Source organism: Agarivorans sp. QJM3NY_29, assembly GCF_050870835.2.
Taxonomy (GTDB): Bacteria; Pseudomonadota; Gammaproteobacteria; order Enterobacterales; family Celerinatantimonadaceae; genus Agarivorans.
The window spans coordinates 3,596,216-3,612,694 of sequence record NZ_CP194036.2; the positions used below are offsets into that span (position 1 = coordinate 3,596,216).

The 16,479-nt window shown below is 46.0% G+C and carries 14 protein-coding genes, 1 other RNA gene and 1 CRISPR repeat array; of the genes, 4 read left to right on the top strand and 11 right to left on the bottom strand.

The features are described from left to right. Positions 1-46: 46 nt before the first annotated feature. Positions 47-1,117 (bottom strand): extracellular solute-binding protein, encoded by a 1,071-nt coding sequence (locus ACRRS0_RS16370; protein WP_432452150.1) that lies wholly within the window; start codon positions 1,115-1,117, stop codon positions 47-49. Positions 1,118-1,677: 560 nt separating this feature from the next. Between ACRRS0_RS16370 and recN the strand changes: the two genes are divergently transcribed. Both recN and ACRRS0_RS16380 read left to right on the top strand, forming a co-directional pair. Beyond that, positions 1,678-3,345, top strand: coding sequence for a DNA repair protein RecN (gene recN, locus ACRRS0_RS16375; RefSeq protein ID WP_432452149.1), 1,668 nt, complete (start codon positions 1,678-1,680; stop codon positions 3,343-3,345). A 77-nt stretch (positions 3,346-3,422) separates the two neighbouring features. Then, positions 3,423-3,788, top strand: coding sequence for an outer membrane protein assembly factor BamE (locus tag ACRRS0_RS16380; RefSeq protein ID WP_432452148.1), 366 nt, complete (start codon positions 3,423-3,425; stop codon positions 3,786-3,788). A 49-nt stretch (positions 3,789-3,837) separates the two neighbouring features. On the opposite strand, the gene ACRRS0_RS16385 is transcribed toward ACRRS0_RS16380, so the two are convergent. Continuing rightward, positions 3,838-4,179, bottom strand: coding sequence for an RnfH family protein (locus ACRRS0_RS16385; protein ID WP_432452147.1), 342 nt, complete (start codon positions 4,177-4,179; stop codon positions 3,838-3,840). Between the two features lie 2 nt (positions 4,180-4,181). Then, a complete protein-coding gene (locus tag ACRRS0_RS16390) occupies positions 4,182-4,610 on the bottom strand; it encodes an SRPBCC family protein (protein WP_432452146.1) in 429 nt (142 codons plus the stop codon). A gap of 101 nt (positions 4,611-4,711) precedes the next feature. Here ACRRS0_RS16390 and smpB point away from each other — a divergent pair, with 101 nt between their 5' ends. Both smpB and ssrA read left to right on the top strand, forming a co-directional pair. Continuing rightward, the gene (smpB, locus tag ACRRS0_RS16395) at positions 4,712-5,197 is read left to right on the top strand and encodes an SsrA-binding protein SmpB (protein WP_432452145.1); all 486 of its coding nucleotides are present in this window, start codon (positions 4,712-4,714) and stop codon (positions 5,195-5,197) included. Between the two features lie 86 nt (positions 5,198-5,283). Further along, positions 5,284-5,650, top strand: a transfer-messenger RNA (tmRNA) gene (ssrA, locus tag ACRRS0_RS16400). A 68-nt stretch (positions 5,651-5,718) separates the two neighbouring features. Further along, positions 5,719-7,003: a CRISPR direct-repeat array (repeat unit 32 nt; unit sequence GTTTCAATCCACGCCCCTGCGTGAGGGGCGAC). Positions 7,004-7,180: 177 nt separating this feature from the next. Here the strand turns inward: ssrA and cas2 are convergent. The 8 genes from cas2 to ACRRS0_RS16440 form a co-directional block, all read right to left on the bottom strand. After that, positions 7,181-7,474: a CRISPR-associated endonuclease Cas2 gene (gene cas2 / locus ACRRS0_RS16405; RefSeq protein ID WP_432452144.1), complete on the bottom strand. Its 294-nt coding sequence runs from the start codon at positions 7,472-7,474 to the stop codon at positions 7,181-7,183. A gap of 10 nt (positions 7,475-7,484) precedes the next feature. Further along, positions 7,485-8,513: a type I-C CRISPR-associated endonuclease Cas1c gene (gene cas1c, locus ACRRS0_RS16410; RefSeq protein ID WP_432452143.1), complete on the bottom strand. Its 1,029-nt coding sequence runs from the start codon at positions 8,511-8,513 to the stop codon at positions 7,485-7,487. Further along, on the bottom strand, positions 8,510-9,142 hold the full coding sequence (cas4, locus tag ACRRS0_RS16415) for a CRISPR-associated protein Cas4 (RefSeq protein WP_432452142.1): 633 nt from the start codon (positions 9,140-9,142) through the stop codon (positions 8,510-8,512). The genes cas1c and cas4 overlap by 4 nt, the downstream gene beginning before the upstream one ends. Further along, positions 9,142-10,023: a type I-C CRISPR-associated protein Cas7/Csd2 gene (gene cas7c, locus ACRRS0_RS16420; protein WP_432452141.1), complete on the bottom strand. Its 882-nt coding sequence runs from the start codon at positions 10,021-10,023 to the stop codon at positions 9,142-9,144. Before cas7c ends, cas4 begins: the two co-directional genes overlap by 1 nt. Next, positions 10,020-11,813, bottom strand: a complete 1,794-nt coding sequence (cas8c, locus tag ACRRS0_RS16425; protein ID WP_432452140.1) for a type I-C CRISPR-associated protein Cas8c/Csd1 — start codon at positions 11,811-11,813, stop codon at positions 10,020-10,022. Before cas8c ends, cas7c begins: the two co-directional genes overlap by 4 nt. Beyond that, complete coding sequence (gene cas5c, locus ACRRS0_RS16430) at positions 11,810-12,472, bottom strand: type I-C CRISPR-associated protein Cas5c (protein WP_432452139.1); 663 nt, start codon at positions 12,470-12,472, stop codon at positions 11,810-11,812. The genes cas8c and cas5c overlap by 4 nt, the downstream gene beginning before the upstream one ends. A gap of 491 nt (positions 12,473-12,963) precedes the next feature. Further along, entirely contained in the window at positions 12,964-15,246 is a 2,283-nt protein-coding gene (cas3, locus tag ACRRS0_RS16435; protein WP_432452138.1) for a CRISPR-associated helicase Cas3', read from the bottom strand. 114 nt (positions 15,247-15,360) lie between these two features. Next, positions 15,361-16,179 (bottom strand): helix-turn-helix transcriptional regulator, encoded by an 819-nt coding sequence (locus tag ACRRS0_RS16440; RefSeq protein WP_432452137.1) that lies wholly within the window; start codon positions 16,177-16,179, stop codon positions 15,361-15,363. Positions 16,180-16,479: the final 300 nt, after the last annotated feature.

A 16,479-nucleotide genomic window follows, 5' to 3' on the forward strand; every position in this document is an offset into this window, starting at 1 on the left:
ATCCAAAGGTAAAAAAAGAAGGGCCTTACGGCCCATTGATAAGTGCTTATTGTGCCGCGTGCACGCGATCCAGCACCTTGCCTTCCATGGCTTCTAAGCCAGCAGGTACTGCGGGATACCATTTAATATTATCAATATCATCGCTACTAAAACTGGCATTAAACTGTGCTTTAGCCACTTCGTTCACATAGGCATCGGAGCCTTTCGAGGCGGTGAAGTTACCCGCAGACTCGGTAATTTTTGCTGCGATTTCTGGACGCATCACAAAATTGATCCATTGATAAGCGGCGTCGACGGCTTTTGACTTGCGTGGAATCGCAAAAGTATCAATCCAACCTAGCGCGCCAGACTTTGGTGCAACAAACTGAATATTGGCTTGATCTCGGTTTAACTTCCAACCGCCTGCATCCCAAGCCATCGCGGCAACCACTTCGTTGGCACGCATCAGGTTCATCAACTCATCACCACCAGACCAGTAAGTTTTCACGATGGGCTTACATTCCACAAGCTTCGCTTCAACCTTATCCAAGATCTGTTGGTATTTGGCAGGATCGGCGTAAGCCGCAAAAGGATCTTCGCCAAGAGCAAAAGCAAAAGCAATTAAAGTAGGACGTTTCAAACGATAAGAAATTTTGCCCTGATACTTGCTTTGACATAAATCGGTATAGTCAGCTACATCTTTGGCCATGTTACCGTTCACCACCAAACCGCTGGTTCCCCAAACATGCGGAACACCAAATACTTTATCGCCCACGGCAGTATTTTTCTTGGTCGCATCGAGCATTGAACTAATAATTTGTTTCTGGTCAATTCGGGCTAAATCGATGGGCTGATAAATACCAAACTGTAGTTGCACACCAGTGATACGGTCTTGACTAGGTTGCGCCAAATCGAAACCAGAGCCGCCTGTTGCGCGTAACTTAGAAATCATATCTTCGTTGTTTGATTTGGTAACTTTTACTTCAATACCAGTTTCTTTTTGAAACAAATCGATCACCTCTTGAGGCGCATAACCGCCCCAAGTTAGTAGACGAAGTGTTTCGGCACTGGCTTGCACACTTGCCATGGCTCCCATACCAAGTAACAAGCTGCTTATTGCAAAACGTTTATTCAACATAATATCTTCCATGTATTTCTAAGGTTAATTGGGCTACCGACTAATACAGCAGCGATACAACAACTATTTGATAAACATGCACTACTTTTATGACACAAATGTGAAGCTGCAAGCAACTAAAAAATGAATAAAAATCAAGCTAAAGCCAGCCAGGCCGCCTTAAAACAAGCGCTTACCTGACAAAACAACGGCCCAAAAAACCACCCATTGTGACAAAAATATGAATTCTAGATAACAGAATAACCAATGACCAGAAGTTAACCAGTAGTGAATTGTGCTACTTATATCGGCAATAAGCAGCTAACAATGCTACCTGCATACAATACCTCCAGTAACCACCAAATCATCGGCCATTTGCTACTTTATATAATTAAATCAATTGAATGAGTGACCTAGCTCCAGAATAATCCTCTCTCTTATGGGCGGCGACATAAGCGTATAAAAATATCCCTTGCCTCATCCTTAGCACCAGTAAACCAGCTTTTTACGATTTGCACTTGCATGCACAAAAATACCGCTATATATTTATACAGCAACTGTATGGATAAACAGGTATAGGAATGCTCACTCAACTCAGCGTACAAAACTTTGCAATTGTTCGGTTCTTAGAGCTCGATTTAAGCCGAGGCATGACCACCATCACTGGTGAAACTGGTGCCGGTAAATCAATTGCAATCGATGCCTTAGGCTTGTGTTTAGGTAACCGAGCGGAAGCGAGCATGGTGCGCCAGGGTGCCAGTAAGGCAGAAGTCAGTGCGCAATTTGAGATCAGCCAGAACCAAGCCGCGCGGCTATGGCTGCAGCAAAATGAGCTGTTAAGCGACGATGATTGCATATTACGCCGAGTAGTCACCAAAGAAGGTCGCTCTAAAGCCTATATCAATGGTACTGCGGTACCCTTGGCACAACTCAAACAACTAGGGCAATACCTCGTTAGCATTCATGGGCAACATGCGCATCAGCTATTGCTTAAACCCAGCCAACAACTGGCGATTGTCGATCAGTATGCCGCTCATCCGCAATTGCTGAGTGAAGTGAAACAAGCTTACCAGCATTGGAAAGGCCTCTGTAACGAGCAAGAACTTGCCCAACAGCAACAAAAAGAACTGCTGGCCCAACAACAACTGCTTGAATATCAGGTTAAAGAATTAGACGAGTTTTCTCTGGCTGAAGGGGAATACCAAACCATAGAACAACAACATCAGCGTCTTTCTCACAGCACCGAGCTGCAACAAAGTAGTTTTCAGCTTAGCCAGCTCCTAGCCTTAGATGAGCAAGTTAATGTACTAGACATGCTAGGCCAAGCCTGTAGAACTACCAGCCAGCTTCTCGCGCTCGATCCCAAACTCGAAAACATCAACAATCTGTTACACGATGCACAGATTCAGATTGAAGAAGCCGGCCAACAGTTAGGCCATTACAGCGAGCAGCTAGACTACGACCCAGAGTTATTTGCCGAGTTAGAACTGCGACTCAGCCAAGCCCTTGAGTTGGCCAGAAAACACCATACCAACGCCGAACAACTGCCAGCACTACATTTGAATTTACAGCAACAGTTAGAGCAGCTGAGTCAACAAAGCCAGCGCTTCGAGCATCTTACGGAAGACATTGAGCAGGCATGGCAGATTTATCTAAGTAAGGCCAATAAACTATCGAAAAGTCGCGAACGTGCCGCCAGTAGCCTCAGTAAATTAATCACCAAAGAAATCCATAAACTCAGTATGGCGAAAGCCCAATGTGAATTTGCACTACAAAGTGATGCCAGCCAGTTCACCAATTCAAATGGCGTAGATCGCGTCGAGTTGCGGGTAACCACCAACCCTGGTCAGCCGATGCAAAGTATTGATAAAGTGGCCTCTGGCGGAGAACTCTCCCGTATTGGTTTGGCCATTCAAGTGATTTGCTCAGCCAGTATTTTAACCCCAACCCTGATCTTCGATGAAGTTGACGTAGGCATTAGTGGACCAACCGCCGCAGTGGTGGGCGGCATGCTACGAAAACTTGGGCAACAGTGCCAAGTATTGTGTGTGACCCACTTACCACAGGTAGCGGGACATGGTCATCAACAGATGTTAGTGAGTAAGCAACAGAAGAAAAATGAAACCATCACCAACATGCTCACTTTAAACGGCCAACAACGTCTCGAAGAATTGGCTCGCCTGCTCGCCGGCGATGCAATTACCCCTTCTGCACTGGCAAATGCGCAAGAATTGTTGGTTGAAGACTAAATTCTTCGTAGTAGACGCTTCTTTTTCGGGCGGGGCTTGGTTATGATGCCTTCCTTAACAAGGAGCTTCGATTAACAATGCGTTTCACAGCTAAAATTTTTATTCTACTTGCCAGCCTCGGACTTAGCGCCTGTTCAGCCTTCGATTGGATGGTATATAAGGTTGATATCCCACAGGGTAACTACATCGACGATGCCAAAGTAGAACAGCTCCGCGTCAACATGACCAAGGAGCAGGTTCAATTTGTATTGGGTTCACCGATGTTAGTAGATGCTTTCGACCAAGAACGTTGGTACTACCTATACAGTTACAAAAGTGGTAATGGCTCACTCGAACGAAGAAATTTGGTGGTTGAGTTTGTGAATAACCACCTAGCGCTGGTTGAAGGTGACTACCAAATTAGTAAAGACTTTATGGTGCCTCTCGAAGACGAAACCAGCTAACTGCCCCCAAGCATATAAAAAAGCCAGATCATCGATCTGGCTTTTTGGTTTAAGCTTCAGCGCGTTGCTTGGGCCTGCCACCGGTGGTTTTATCTGCCCTCCCCGCAGCCTTTGCGCGTTCAGCTCTAATTTTACGAAGCTCTTTAGGATCGGCAATTAAGGGACGATAGATTTCAATTCTATCGCCATCACGCAAAGTTTGATCCAGTTTAGCCGCTCGACTAAAAATGCCAACCGAAGCCGACTCAGGCTCAATCTCTGGAAAGTGATCCACAATACCCGACTGCTTAATGGCGGCCAAAATATCGCAGCCTTGTGCAACACTCAGTGCCAGTAATACTTGACGCTCTGGTAAGCCATATACCACTTCAATATTAATTTTTTCGCTCACCACTAATACACCTGTTTTGCTCGGTCGACAAAAGCCTGCACCATCGAGCCGGCCAATTCTTGAAAGACTCGGCCAAAGGCCGCTGCAATCAACTTGTTGCTAAATTCAAAGTTCAAATCCAGCATCACCTTACAGGCTTGCTCATCTAAAGCGACAAAATGCCATACTCCAGTTAAGGACTTAAACGGCCCATTCACCAAATTCATCTGAATCGATTGATCTTCAGTTAAAGTATTTTCCGTCACAAAGCTGTTTTTAATACCAGCCTTGGCCACCCCAACCTGAGCCACCATGCTCAGTGGGCCCTGCTCAATAATTTCACTACTCACGCACCCCGGTAAAAACTCGGGATAAGCGTCAACATCATTCACTAATTGGTACATTTGCTTGGCGCTAAACATCACCAAGGCACTACGGTTTACTTGCGGCATAACCCACTCTTTCTTCAAATCTGGCAACATTTTAGCATTCGCACGGCTAAACCGCACAATATCAGTTTTAAACCCTCGCTGCATGCGTATAATAGCGGCCTATGAGTAAGAATAAATCAAAATCAAAAGCCGGTTCAAATACCATCGCGCTGAATAAAAGAGCGCGCCATGAGTACCGTATCGAAGATAAATTCGAAGCGGGTATTGAACTTCAAGGCTGGGAAGTTAAATCAATGAGAACCGGTAAGGTTAACATCGCCGAGAGCTACGTATATGTTCGCGACGGTGAAGCCTTTGTTTCCGGTTTAAATGTTCAACCCTTATTATCGGCTTCCACTCACGTGGTTGCCGACCCAACCCGGATCCGCAAACTGCTGCTAAACCGACGCGAGTTAGATAAACTGATTGGCGCGGTTGAACGCCAAGGTTATACCATTGTTGCCACGGCGCTCTACTGGAAAGCCTCTTGGGCCAAACTAGAGATAGGCTTAGCCAAAGGTAAGAAAGATCAAGACAAACGCGAAGACGAGAAAGATCGCGAATGGCAACGCACCAAAGACCGAGTGATGAAACACAGCTTTAGATAAACACTCAACTGGACAAATAAACAGCATTTAAACCCAAGCCGCTATCGGTTTATATCAGGCTTGTGTTAGAATGTTCTAGAAATTCCGGGGCTGAATTGGATTCGACAGGATCAGGAAGGCTTGTGGAGCATGTCGTGGGGCGGTTTGCCACGTAAAAAGCCGCAAAAAAATAGTCGCAAACGACGAAAACTACGCACTAGCAGCTTAATAACCTGCTAGAGCACTTCTACCCTAGCTTCCGCTTGTAAGACGGGGAATCATAGAAGTTCAAACCCAAACAAGATAGCGAGGGACGCTTTGACTAGAGAGCCGAACCGCGAAATAGAATTCTGGTATGTGAGTAAGTGGCGTGTTTGTTCGCAGCTTGCTAACGAGAATAAAGACAAACTAAGCATGTAGCGCCATTGGTTAGAATGGTTTTGGACGCGGGTTCGAAACCCGCCAGCTCCACCAATACCACAAAGAAAGACGTCTTAGGGCGTCTTTTTTTGTACCTGTAATTCGCCTTAGCAATACAAAGTATGTAAATCCACGCCCCTGCGTGAGGGGCGACTTGAGCATTTGAAGCGCAAAGCGCAAGCCTATCGTTTCAATCCACGCCCCTGCGTGAGGGGCGACCGTAAGCTGTTTTTATGTACTTAAAATCACTCATGTTTCAATCCACGCCCCTGCGTGAGGGGCGACATCAAAACCAAGGGGGATGCATGAGAATAAGTAAGTTTCAATCCACGCCCCTGCGTGAGGGGCGACGCTATAAGACCGTCAGACGAAACATTATCAATTTGTGTTTCAATCCACGCCCCTGCGTGAGGGGCGACCTATCGCCGTACTTAAGCGTGATCACTCAACCGAGTTTCAATCCACGCCCCTGCGTGAGGGGCGACTAGCCACTGGGAAAGCACGCCTTACTCGGTCAATGTTTCAATCCACGCCCCTGCGTGAGGGGCGACCCTAGTTCTTTTTCAGGGATTGCCGTAAAAGCATGGTTTCAATCCACGCCCCTGCGTGAGGGGCGACTCAACAAGGCGCTTGGTGATACCAGTAAAATAACAGTTTCAATCCACGCCCCTGCGTGAGGGGCGACGAGCCAGATTGCGATAAATCACCGTGATGCACTGTTTCAATCCACGCCCCTGCGTGAGGGGCGACATGAATAAGGAGCAATACAAATAATGGAAACACCAGTTTCAATCCACGCCCCTGCGTGAGGGGCGACGACAGCTACAAAAGAAACCAACGCGCAAAAACTGGTTTCAATCCACGCCCCTGCGTGAGGGGCGACGTAAACGAAGCCAAAATACTCGATTGGCTCCTAGTTTCAATCCACGCCCCTGCGTGAGGGGCGACACGGGGGGTATAGTGGCAGGTAAAAGTTACCATGTTTCAATCCACGCCCCTGCGTGAGGGGCGACAGTTAAATTGATAGCAGAACAGCAGCAAAGACCAGGTTTCAATCCACGCCCCTGCGTGAGGGGCGACTTTACGTGAGCATTTAAAGCGCGGTTGGTTTGATGTTTCAATCCACGCCCCTGCGTGAGGGGCGACGCCTGAGGGAGTAGGGACGTTATTTGTTATTGATGTTTCAATCCACGCCCCTGCGTGAGGGGCGACTTTTATTGTGATTGCGTTAGCGTAGAGATTGGGTTTCAATCCACGCCCCTGCGTGAGGGGCGACTTTGCTGGGGTCATTGGTGGCCCTCCATGTCAGGTTTCAATCCACGCCCCTGCGTGAGGGGCGACAACGGTGAAATAAAATCATTAATAACACCACTTTGTTTCAATCCACGCCCCTGCGTGAGGGGCGACTGCCGTGATTAAACGACAGGTGTAGCTTAACCTGAGAAGCCATGATTCGCTAGCCTAGTCATTAAGAACCCGAGTTCTCACGCTGCAACGGTCACTATCTCGATTAAACCTTTATTATTCAATGCGCTAAAAAAGCGCTAAACTACCGTGTTTTTAAAGAGCACTGGGGGTTAGCGTTCAAATAATCAAACTATCTTTGAATATGTCTAGTGCAGGCTTTGCACCATGGTGCTCAACCTTGCTTCGCCAGCCCTTGCCAAGCTTATAGAATCTCAGGCTATCGACTTCTTCATCATAAATATTAAGCAACTTCGCCTTAAAACTTAACCATTGTGCGTAGGTAATCTCACACTCAAAAACCGAGTACTGCACCCGCACACCGTAATCTAAACAGGTTTTCGCCAAATGACGTAAACGGCGTTGCCCGCCATCATCTTGCAAGCTTACATCGTAAGTAATCAGTACCATCATAAAAGTCTACCTATCGCGAATAAAAGGGAGGGTAATTCGCTAAATCACCTCGAATATGCCGCGCTAAAAGCATCGATTGCACATGGGGTAATAAGCCGATTTGAATTTTTTCTTTCAAAAATGGATGAAGAATTTCTTCTTGCTTTTTAGCCTGATAAGACTGGAGTAACAGTTTTCGCGTCTCATCTTTCATGGTAACCCCGCCAAGCATGTCTACCGTAAAATCTTTAGCCTTTATTTGTTGTCGGTTCACTAAAGTAAGTACTGTTCGATCCACAATATAGGCTCGAAATTCTTCCAATAAATCTTGAGCCAAACTGTCTCGACCTGGTCGCTCTGCATGTAAAAAACCAACTTGTGGATCGAGCCCTACACCTTGCAGCGCTCCGCTGATTTCCTTCCCTAATAGGGAGTACAAAAAAGAGAGCATGGCATTAATGGGATCTTTCGGTGGCCGTCGACTTCGACCATTAAACCGCAGCGCTTGATCATCCACTTTTATCAAGCCTTGAAAAACACCAAAATATTGGCTGGCAGCTTCTCCCTCCAAGCCTCTAATCTTATCTAAATCGGATTGAATTTTTAGCGCTTCGACAATTTGTTTCATTCGCTTTAAGGTTCGACTAAGAGCTGCGTTTTCTCCATGATTTCGCCGGTGACGTAACAGCAGCGCGCGTGAAGACTGTACTTTAGCGGCGACAATATCTCTCGCAATTCCCACTTTTTGGGGGTTGACCAACGCAAACTGAGCCCGTCGCAATAAAACATTGCCGCTTTGTTGACCCACCAGCCGTCCCTGAAATCGACCGAACTGATCGAAAAATGCCAGGCCAGTGCCATTTTCTCCGCAAAATCCCATCAATTGTGGCGATACCATGACATTGCCAAAGCAAAAAATACCACTGATCGAGTGGATGGGCACCTGCATCAATTTTTGCTTCACTCCATCAACCCGCTGCTCTATTAGCAAGGTTTCTCGTGCTTTGTGTAAATAAGCACCATCGCGGGTAATATACAGGGTATTTTGAAGTTTCTTCACTGGCTAACCTCATCATCGTAAAGCTGGCGAATATAAACCGAACTGGGATCGTTAGCTGATAGCAGTGGTTGGCAGGGTTCAATTAAAGAGCAAGCTTTGCAGCGTTTTGTATACTCCGCTACTGGCGTTTGCTTTGTCGAGAATAAATCATGAACTTGAGCAATCACGGCTAATGTTTGTTGCCGCAACGAAGCATCAATAGTAACCAGCTCTCGACGACGAGTTTGCCAATACCACAGCGCTCCCTGCTCTACCGAAGTGGCTGTCATCTCTTCTAAACACAGCGCCTGTGCGCAGAGCTGTATAGCATCAATATTGTCTTGTTTAGCTTTCCCTCGCTTATACTCCACCGGTGTTAATTGACCAGAAGCCAGATCTTTTTCCACTAAATCCAGCTTACCAGTCAATCCGAGCGTCGGAGCATTCACATGTACACCACGCTCGAAACGAACGCCTTGGCGTGTTTCTGGTTCTCCACTATCCACTCGCTGATGCAACAACTGGCCGTGAGCCGTGAGGTAGTTTTCGGCCCAAAGCTGCTCGTTGTGGATCAGAGCACACTGCCTTGGGCAAAACGCATAATGCTGCAAGGCAGAGAGTGGTATAAGGCGTTGGTCTTGCGCTGTCATTACCAAGCAATACGTTTGAAAAGTTCCAGCCCTTGAGGCCAGTTTTCTTCATCGATAGCGAGTTGATAATCACGAATACTACGAGCTGGACCATCGGTCGTTTTATCCACCCTTATTCGATCAAACAAACTATGCGCTGGCGCATTACCCAAGGCATTGTTATGTTTAAACACCAATAATGCCCTCGCGGCCATTTCACCTCGACTGGCAGAACGATCATGATCAAACATCTGCTCCAAAGCGGTGAAAAATAATTCCAAATCTTCATCACTAAACCCGGTCTGCTGAGCCAAATGAGCAGAAACGAAACCGTGACAGCAATAAAGGCCATAAGGTACGGTAAATTTTCGTCCCATGGTTCGATTATCACCATCTTGCGCTTCTGCTTCTTTTTCCGTTGCAACAGCCATCCTTGTAATACTGTGCTCACTGCTTACAACTGGGTCAACAGAACGAGAGAAGGTTAGTTGTACAGGCCCTCGAACCTGCCCACAGTTGACACCAGTAGACATCACCGCACCAAATGTCCGTACATCAAAAAAGTTATTACACATCCATTGTCGAGCTTCGCCCGTTTTATCACCGCCTTTTCTTTTTTTGTCATTTTTTAGTAATTCTTCTGCACCTATTCCAATATAAGCTCGTTCATGTTGGTTGTTTAGCACCGCTTTTTCCTTCACATAAATCTCATACGGCGGTTGCTCTCCCTTTACCAAAGTGACAAAATTTCGCACCTTGCGCTTCAGACAAACATCGGTGACCAAACCTTGGCCAGTTTCAGTATCCAAACGAGGTAAATTACCGGCATCAGGATCACCATTTGGATTGCCGTCTTTAACGTCAAATAACAGCACAAAGTCATATCGATTTTGCAGGCTCATAGGGTAGCTCCTTCTTCAGCCGATGATTTTTGTTGAGTCTCTTTTTTTGTATATAAAGATTGTTTCTGGTGATAATAGCCAATAGCAAACAGGCCCTGTTCATCTAAATTCAAATGCGCAGGAAACTCTTGGATAGATGTAACTATTTCTTGTATACGACGATCAGTAGTGACCCTGTAAGCGCCAGCAAGCTTATTGAGATGATGTGTTGAAAGTCTTATCAAGGTTGCAAACACAGCCTTTGGTGTACAACTTGCGCTGCTGTAATAACGGTCCCTGATCGTACTATTGAGTCCACTCCCTTGAGCATCCTGCTGCAATTTTTCGAGAACAGCGAACAGCCTACCCAAACGGTAGCCAATACGGGTATCTTCTTGGTTAAGTGACACAGTTAACTCCTTGTCTATAGAACTTAATACTTTGTTTATCTGTCGATGTCTTCGGTTAAGGCACGCCTTGAGCAAACAAGCTCTTTCGTAATTAACATAGCCACGCTCGGCTTTAATACGTCTTATAACCCCTTGAAAAAGAGTCGCGGGTAGCGGTAAACCCTGCAAAATAGCCAGATAGATATCCCCCATCAAGTTTGGCGGGAGATTGTCGGATTTTTGTAGTAAAGCGGTGCTTAAAACAAGTCGATACAAGGATGGAAAACCAAAAGCTTCATACCCTATTATTTGTATATCGCGAAACCAATCAGCAATGCGCAGCCTGAACTCGGCGACAGTTCCACATAGCCAAAAGCGCACCACGATCCTAGCCGGAGCATTCGGTGCGAGACCTAGTACATAAAATCTCTGTTGGTCATCCGCATTTTGTGCCGCACCATCATATAAACTCCGATAATGCTCAATAACTTTCTCTACGCCTTGATCTGGGGCATCGCTCTGCTGCCCAAACAGCATCGGCAGTTCCGTTTCAAGAGGAGCGTCGCGTTGCGCCCAACAAACCAATGTAGTGCCGCTAACGTATAGTTTTTGCTTAGAATCTCGGCGCAATAAATGGTTCAGCGCAGTTGCATATTGAAAAGCTGCCAGTTCACCAACTGGAAAATTGAGCCCTTGACTTTTTCCATACGATTCAAATGCTTTAGCATTTATAGACGCCAAAGGCGTGGGTTTTCCAACAATCTGCCCAATGCCGTCATGCAACCGCGCCACAGGGCCTCGTTTACCGGTGACCAAACAGACCCCATGTATGCTTTCAGCTCCGTTATCATCGGCCGCTATATACGATTGCAATTCAACCGCCTGACAACATAAGTGGTCCTCTCCTGCGCGCTGAAAAGCCAAATTACAGCCTTTAATTTTTAAACATTCGGCATAGATTGGATCTGCTCGAACCTTATCGACTTCATTGGGTTGGCTAAGGAAACCTTGCACCGCGCATGCGTCTAGACAATCAGGCAGCTGTGCCACTATCTCGTCCACCTGCCGAATAAAACTTTGATGTTGCTTATGAGCCATCTCAATGTCTTTCTCATTTGGTGGGATATCAGGTTTATCCTGTTTCGGTTGATTTAACAGGTAGCCATAATGATCCCAAAGTAAATTAGCAACTTCGTAAGATTTTCCTCCTGAGCGCTTTTTACCCTGAGGCACCAAATAATCACGAGCCACGAGTTTCTTACCTTGAGGTTCACGTGTATCTTTCAGTACAATAAAACGACCGTTATCGTCGATCACCACAACAAACGGAATGGCCTTCTGCTCAAAGCCTTTAGACGCAAGGCCAGAATCTCGATCCCTACTTTTACGTTGATAATATTCACATAGCGCTTGTAAAATCATCCGCGCACCTCGTCACTATTCTTTATTGGAACCGTAATAACCCCTTTAGTCATTCGTGCGCTGAAAAATAGCGGCTGCGGATTGGATGGGTCAGAAAAATCAAGGTCAAATAGCATCCAACCAAGTTCTCGATCTTCCTGAATAGGTAGTGTCCGCTCAGCAGCCATATCAACTAACTTAAACGCACAAGCGAACTCGCGCGTACCTAGGTAAGGTTGGTTAAAACACTGCCCTTTTTCAGCGCGACGACGAAACATTTCTGCAAATTTTGCAGCATTATCTGATGGTCCAGCTTTGTTGGTTAACACAAATTCCGCATGTAGGCGATAGGCGACATCCCTGAGCAACAAACTTGCCCGCTGCTGTCGGTCTTCCTCTATATAGCTCGCTAATTTGCCACTTCCCTGTTTCATTGCGGACTTTACGTTACCAACAGGTACCACGTTACCAAGCTCGTTACGCCGTAGGTTAAGCCAGCGAATCGGTGCTAACACCTCAATTTTTTTCACCCGCCATTCAATCGCCGGTTTCCAAAGAACCGCCTCAAAAATACTGCGAGCAGCAGAGGGGGTAATCACATCATAACTAACCCGCTCAACTTTCATTTCTGGCCGAGTGAAACAAGCGAACTCGCCGCTCACCTCCAAGCAAAACCCCATAAAAACCTTCCTTTGATATCACGCTGAAATCTGTACTATCCCTAATAACTCATATCTGTTTGACAAAACAACTACCAACTAAACACGTTAGTTAACCTATATATAATCCGACGATTACCTACAAAGCATGTACACGACAAAACAAAGCGCACTTAACACTGCAAATAATTTGAAGGGGGGCATAACATTTAACTCTCTAAGTGCTTTTGGCAACCAATTCATCTCTATCTCCCAACTAACGTACTTAACCTGATTGTTGTAACATTATGAGTCACAACACACTATCAACCTTATCAATATAAAATATACTAATTCACTCGATAGATAAGATCAACAAGTACTAATTCACTCGTTAGATATTTCTTTTTGGGTGTGATTCATTTAATATGCCACCTGTCATGCTAATGTTGTTCTTTCATTAGCGTGTGGGTTGAAACACTCGATAGATATCACTTGATGATATAGAGGGTACCGTTAGGTGCCCTCGCCCTTTAAATAATTGTGCTTTCAGCATCCAACATTGCCATTGGTGGAACAACACCAAACCGAGGATCATAGTTGCACTCTTCAACTACCCACAACCCTGCTTCTTGATAAAGTACACCAGCGCGATGCAACTGCTTGGCAAACTCTTCCGGTAAATTGATGGTATAGCGCTGCAATTTGCGATAGAGCCACTTTTGACTAGGATCCGCTTTTAACATCTGTATCCATTGAATAATCGGACTTTTATCCACTCCTTGCGGTAAAAAAGGCACCACAACCGCAATCCCACAGTTGTCAATTAATCTAAATTTTTCGGCTGCTTCACGAAATTGAATCGTTACCGCGGCCGTCGCCAAATCCTGTTTCGCAAGCAGAAGCTGATTAATCCCGTGTTTATCCCGTGAGCCTTGGTTATTCAGCTGGCGAAAGAAACGTTTAAAAGCTTCAGGCGCCAGAGGCTCAGCGAGCGCCCCCGTGTTTAAAAGTTGTAAAGTCGCCTGTTGTGACTGACGAATAAACCCTACAGGTGGTAATTCTGGCGGATTAAAAACCACCACTCGTCCTAAGCCCTCCAGCTTACCCTCACGATTGCAACGCCCGGCACTTTGTGCAATTGAATCAAGGCCAGCCATAGCTCGATATACCACAGGGAAATCGACATCAACCCCTGCTTCAACGAGCTGAGTGGAGATCACTCTCAGTGGCCGCATATCTCGCCCCTCTCGTTTCTCGCACAAGCGCAGCTTTATTTCATCTAATGTCGCTGTTCGGTGCGCCGCACACATCTGTGCCGAAAGGTGTAATCGACTGGCATCGTCCGGTAAAAGGCTAAACAGCTCTCTAGCCTGACGACGAGTATTTACAATAGCCAGCACGCAATCTTCGGCTAATAACTGCAGAGCAAGCTCTTCCCAGCTGGTCTTCTTGTTTGATGGGACAATATTCACTTCGACTCGTTGCAGTTCTACGGCTAGTTTCGTCGGGTCTTCGCAGATCTCATGAACTTTTTCGAATCCTTCAAGCAGGGTCGCACCAGATACAGGTGCTTTCTGTGTTGAAAAATCAGGTTGTGTCGCGGTACATAGCACCCAAGTAACCCCGAAGTATTGAGTCAGGTTTTTCATGCAGCGAACAATGGGGGCGTGAAAATCTCTAGGGATCTGTTGCGCCTCATCCAAAACAATAACAGCGTCTCTTAAATTGTGTAACTTCCGGCAACGACTGCTTCGACTAGCATGCAAGGATTCAAATAACTGCACATTCGTTGTCACAATCAAGGGTGCATTCCAATTTTCACAAGCCAATCTGCTTCGGTTTGATTCCTCACCACTAGGTTGATCCAAATTACTATGATGTTCAAGCACGGCATCGTCACCTAGGACATCACGAAACACCTTTGCGTTTTGTTCAATAATACTTGTAAAGGGAATTGCATAGACAATCCGCCTCTTGCCATGAATGCGAGCATGTTCCAATGCAAAACCAAGACTAGATAGTGTTTTCCCCCCTCCCGTAGGGACTGTCAGGCTAAAAACACCGGGTTCTTTTGTTGCAGCCTGTATACATGATTGGTAAATATGATTACGAATACTATTAAGTTGCGAATGCTCGCTCTTCACCTGAAATTCACTCATGTAACTAAAAAATCGGTGCTGTAGCTGAGCTAACTCCTCAAAGCCATTGCGTTTATCTGCTTGATGTGGCTGCATATAGGCTTCGGTATCCAGAAAATCAGCGTCTACCAAGGCAGAAAATAGCATTCGCAACCATAAAGCCGTTGCAGCGGGATCCCCGGCAACTATTGGTAATTTCGGAAGAGTTCCTCGTAAGATATCCTCAGGTATATTTTCCTTTAAACAGGCTAGGTATTCCTGCTGACCCCCATTGGTCAAGCGATAACTCAAACTGCCCTTACCACCACTCCAATCAGGCAACCCCGCATGATGGCCCGCAATTAAATAAGCCAACAAATGCCCATAGCCCTTACCTAATGTTTCTATCGCATGAATTGCACCAGCGGTCGAATGAGTGACCCTTTGTGACTTCCCCTGTTCTATATGCGCGTTTTCGCGCTCGAATCCACTTTGATTGCGAATGTAGTCCTGAAATGCAGCTTGATATTTACCCAGGTCATGCCATCGCCCCGCTAAGGCAACCCAATGAGTTGAAACACCAGAAGCTAAACTAGAAGCTATTTTTTCGACCTCAAGTAAGTGCGTATTCAATAAATGTGGCGTAGACCAAGAACCATCCTCCAACTTAACTACATGTGCGATTTGTTCATTCATTGGTGCTTTCCTTAAATTCATACACTGAATCTACTCTTAACCACGGACCATTTAAATACTGAGTAAAAACTCAGGTAAACTCACTTGACATGTTTTACGTGTATGGCACGGTATTTACCCAATCAGCCAGGGTTTAATGTCATCTAAGTTGTCTAACATTAATTGCTGAGCCTGTGGGTTTGCGTCGATCATCTTGGTATTCACCTGCATCTGCTTAAGCAGGTAGCTAACGAGGGCTGCCCGAGTGGTCATGTGCAGCTGGCCCTGCTGCATTTGATAATCCTCGGCAATCACCGTTTGCTGGGCAGGACTTAAACGCAGGTCTGGTTTAAAAACCAGTTCAATTTGGGTATTCCATGCCACGTCGCCAGTCACACCTTGTGAAGAACGCTCTGCGAGTTCGGGCTTGCCTCGAAAACGGCTCAACACAAAATCGCGATACTCGCGATGCTTCTCACACCAGGCGCGCAAATGCCAACGCGCGCCGGTATCAACAAAGGTATGCGGCACGATGATCCGGCCTTCTCGATCGGGGTGAGACAAAGATACATAATCGACTTCTAAGCGACGTTGTTGGCGCATTGCTGCGACCAAGCCACACATCACGCTCGGTGATACCTGCCGTTGCGGGGGCGACAATTGAAAGGTATGTTTCGCGGTTTCGGTCATTCTGCGATAGGGGGAATAAGAAGCGAGCCAAGTGAGATATTCATCGGCCTGAGTAGTAAGCAATAGGGGGCTAAAATTGTCGGGGGGTACAAAGCCCTTTACCGAGGCCGTATATACTAACGGAGTTGCGCTCGCCTGATTATAGGTACCCAGATCTTTGCTAGCTTGTTGGCGACTAATCCCAAACTGTTCGCATAAATGACGAGTAGTTAAGCGCCCTTCCCAATAGGCGATCAATTCGATAAACCAATCTCGACGGCTCATTTATTATCACCACGCTGGATTTAATATCTTTTATATCAAAATAGAAAAAATAAGAAAGCGTTTGGCGGTGATCGTTGCAAAAACTTAGACAAGCATTTGATTAAACGCAAAAAAGCCCTTCGATACAGGGCGATATTCACAACAATTCAAGCGTGGTTGTACTCTACCGAAAAAAGTAAAATTGCAAAATGAGTATTTTCCTGTAATTGAACTGCCCGTTTTTAAGCAAGTGAGCAGGCTTTAGCCCTTGCCCCATCCCTGATGCAGATGCCCATTGCGGTATCACCCGACAGATCACGA

Bases quoted from the DNA above. Each gene is read 5' to 3' on its own strand.
- ACRRS0_RS16370 (WP_432452150.1), bottom strand. From the start codon at position 1,117: ATGTTGAATAAACGTTTTGCAATAAGCAGCTTGTTACTTGGTATGGGA.
- recN (WP_432452149.1), top strand. From the start codon at position 1,678: ATGCTCACTCAACTCAGCGTACAAAACTTTGCAATTGTTCGGTTCTTA.
- ACRRS0_RS16380 (WP_432452148.1), top strand. From the start codon at position 3,423: ATGCGTTTCACAGCTAAAATTTTTATTCTACTTGCCAGCCTCGGACTT.
- ACRRS0_RS16390 (WP_432452146.1), bottom strand. From the start codon at position 4,610: ATGCCGCAAGTAAACCGTAGTGCCTTGGTGATGTTTAGCGCCAAGCAA.
- smpB (WP_432452145.1), top strand. From the start codon at position 4,712: ATGAGTAAGAATAAATCAAAATCAAAAGCCGGTTCAAATACCATCGCG.
- cas2 (WP_432452144.1), bottom strand. From the start codon at position 7,474: ATGATGGTACTGATTACTTACGATGTAAGCTTGCAAGATGATGGCGGG.
- cas4 (WP_432452142.1), bottom strand. From the start codon at position 9,142: ATGACAGCGCAAGACCAACGCCTTATACCACTCTCTGCCTTGCAGCAT.
- cas7c (WP_432452141.1), bottom strand. From the start codon at position 10,023: ATGAGCCTGCAAAATCGATATGACTTTGTGCTGTTATTTGACGTTAAA.
- cas8c (WP_432452140.1), bottom strand. From the start codon at position 11,813: ATGATTTTACAAGCGCTATGTGAATATTATCAACGTAAAAGTAGGGAT.
- cas5c (WP_432452139.1), bottom strand. From the start codon at position 12,472: ATGGGGTTTTGCTTGGAGGTGAGCGGCGAGTTCGCTTGTTTCACTCGG.
- cas3 (WP_432452138.1), bottom strand. From the start codon at position 15,246: ATGAATGAACAAATCGCACATGTAGTTAAGTTGGAGGATGGTTCTTGG.
- ACRRS0_RS16440 (WP_432452137.1), bottom strand. From the start codon at position 16,179: ATGAGCCGTCGAGATTGGTTTATCGAATTGATCGCCTATTGGGAAGGG.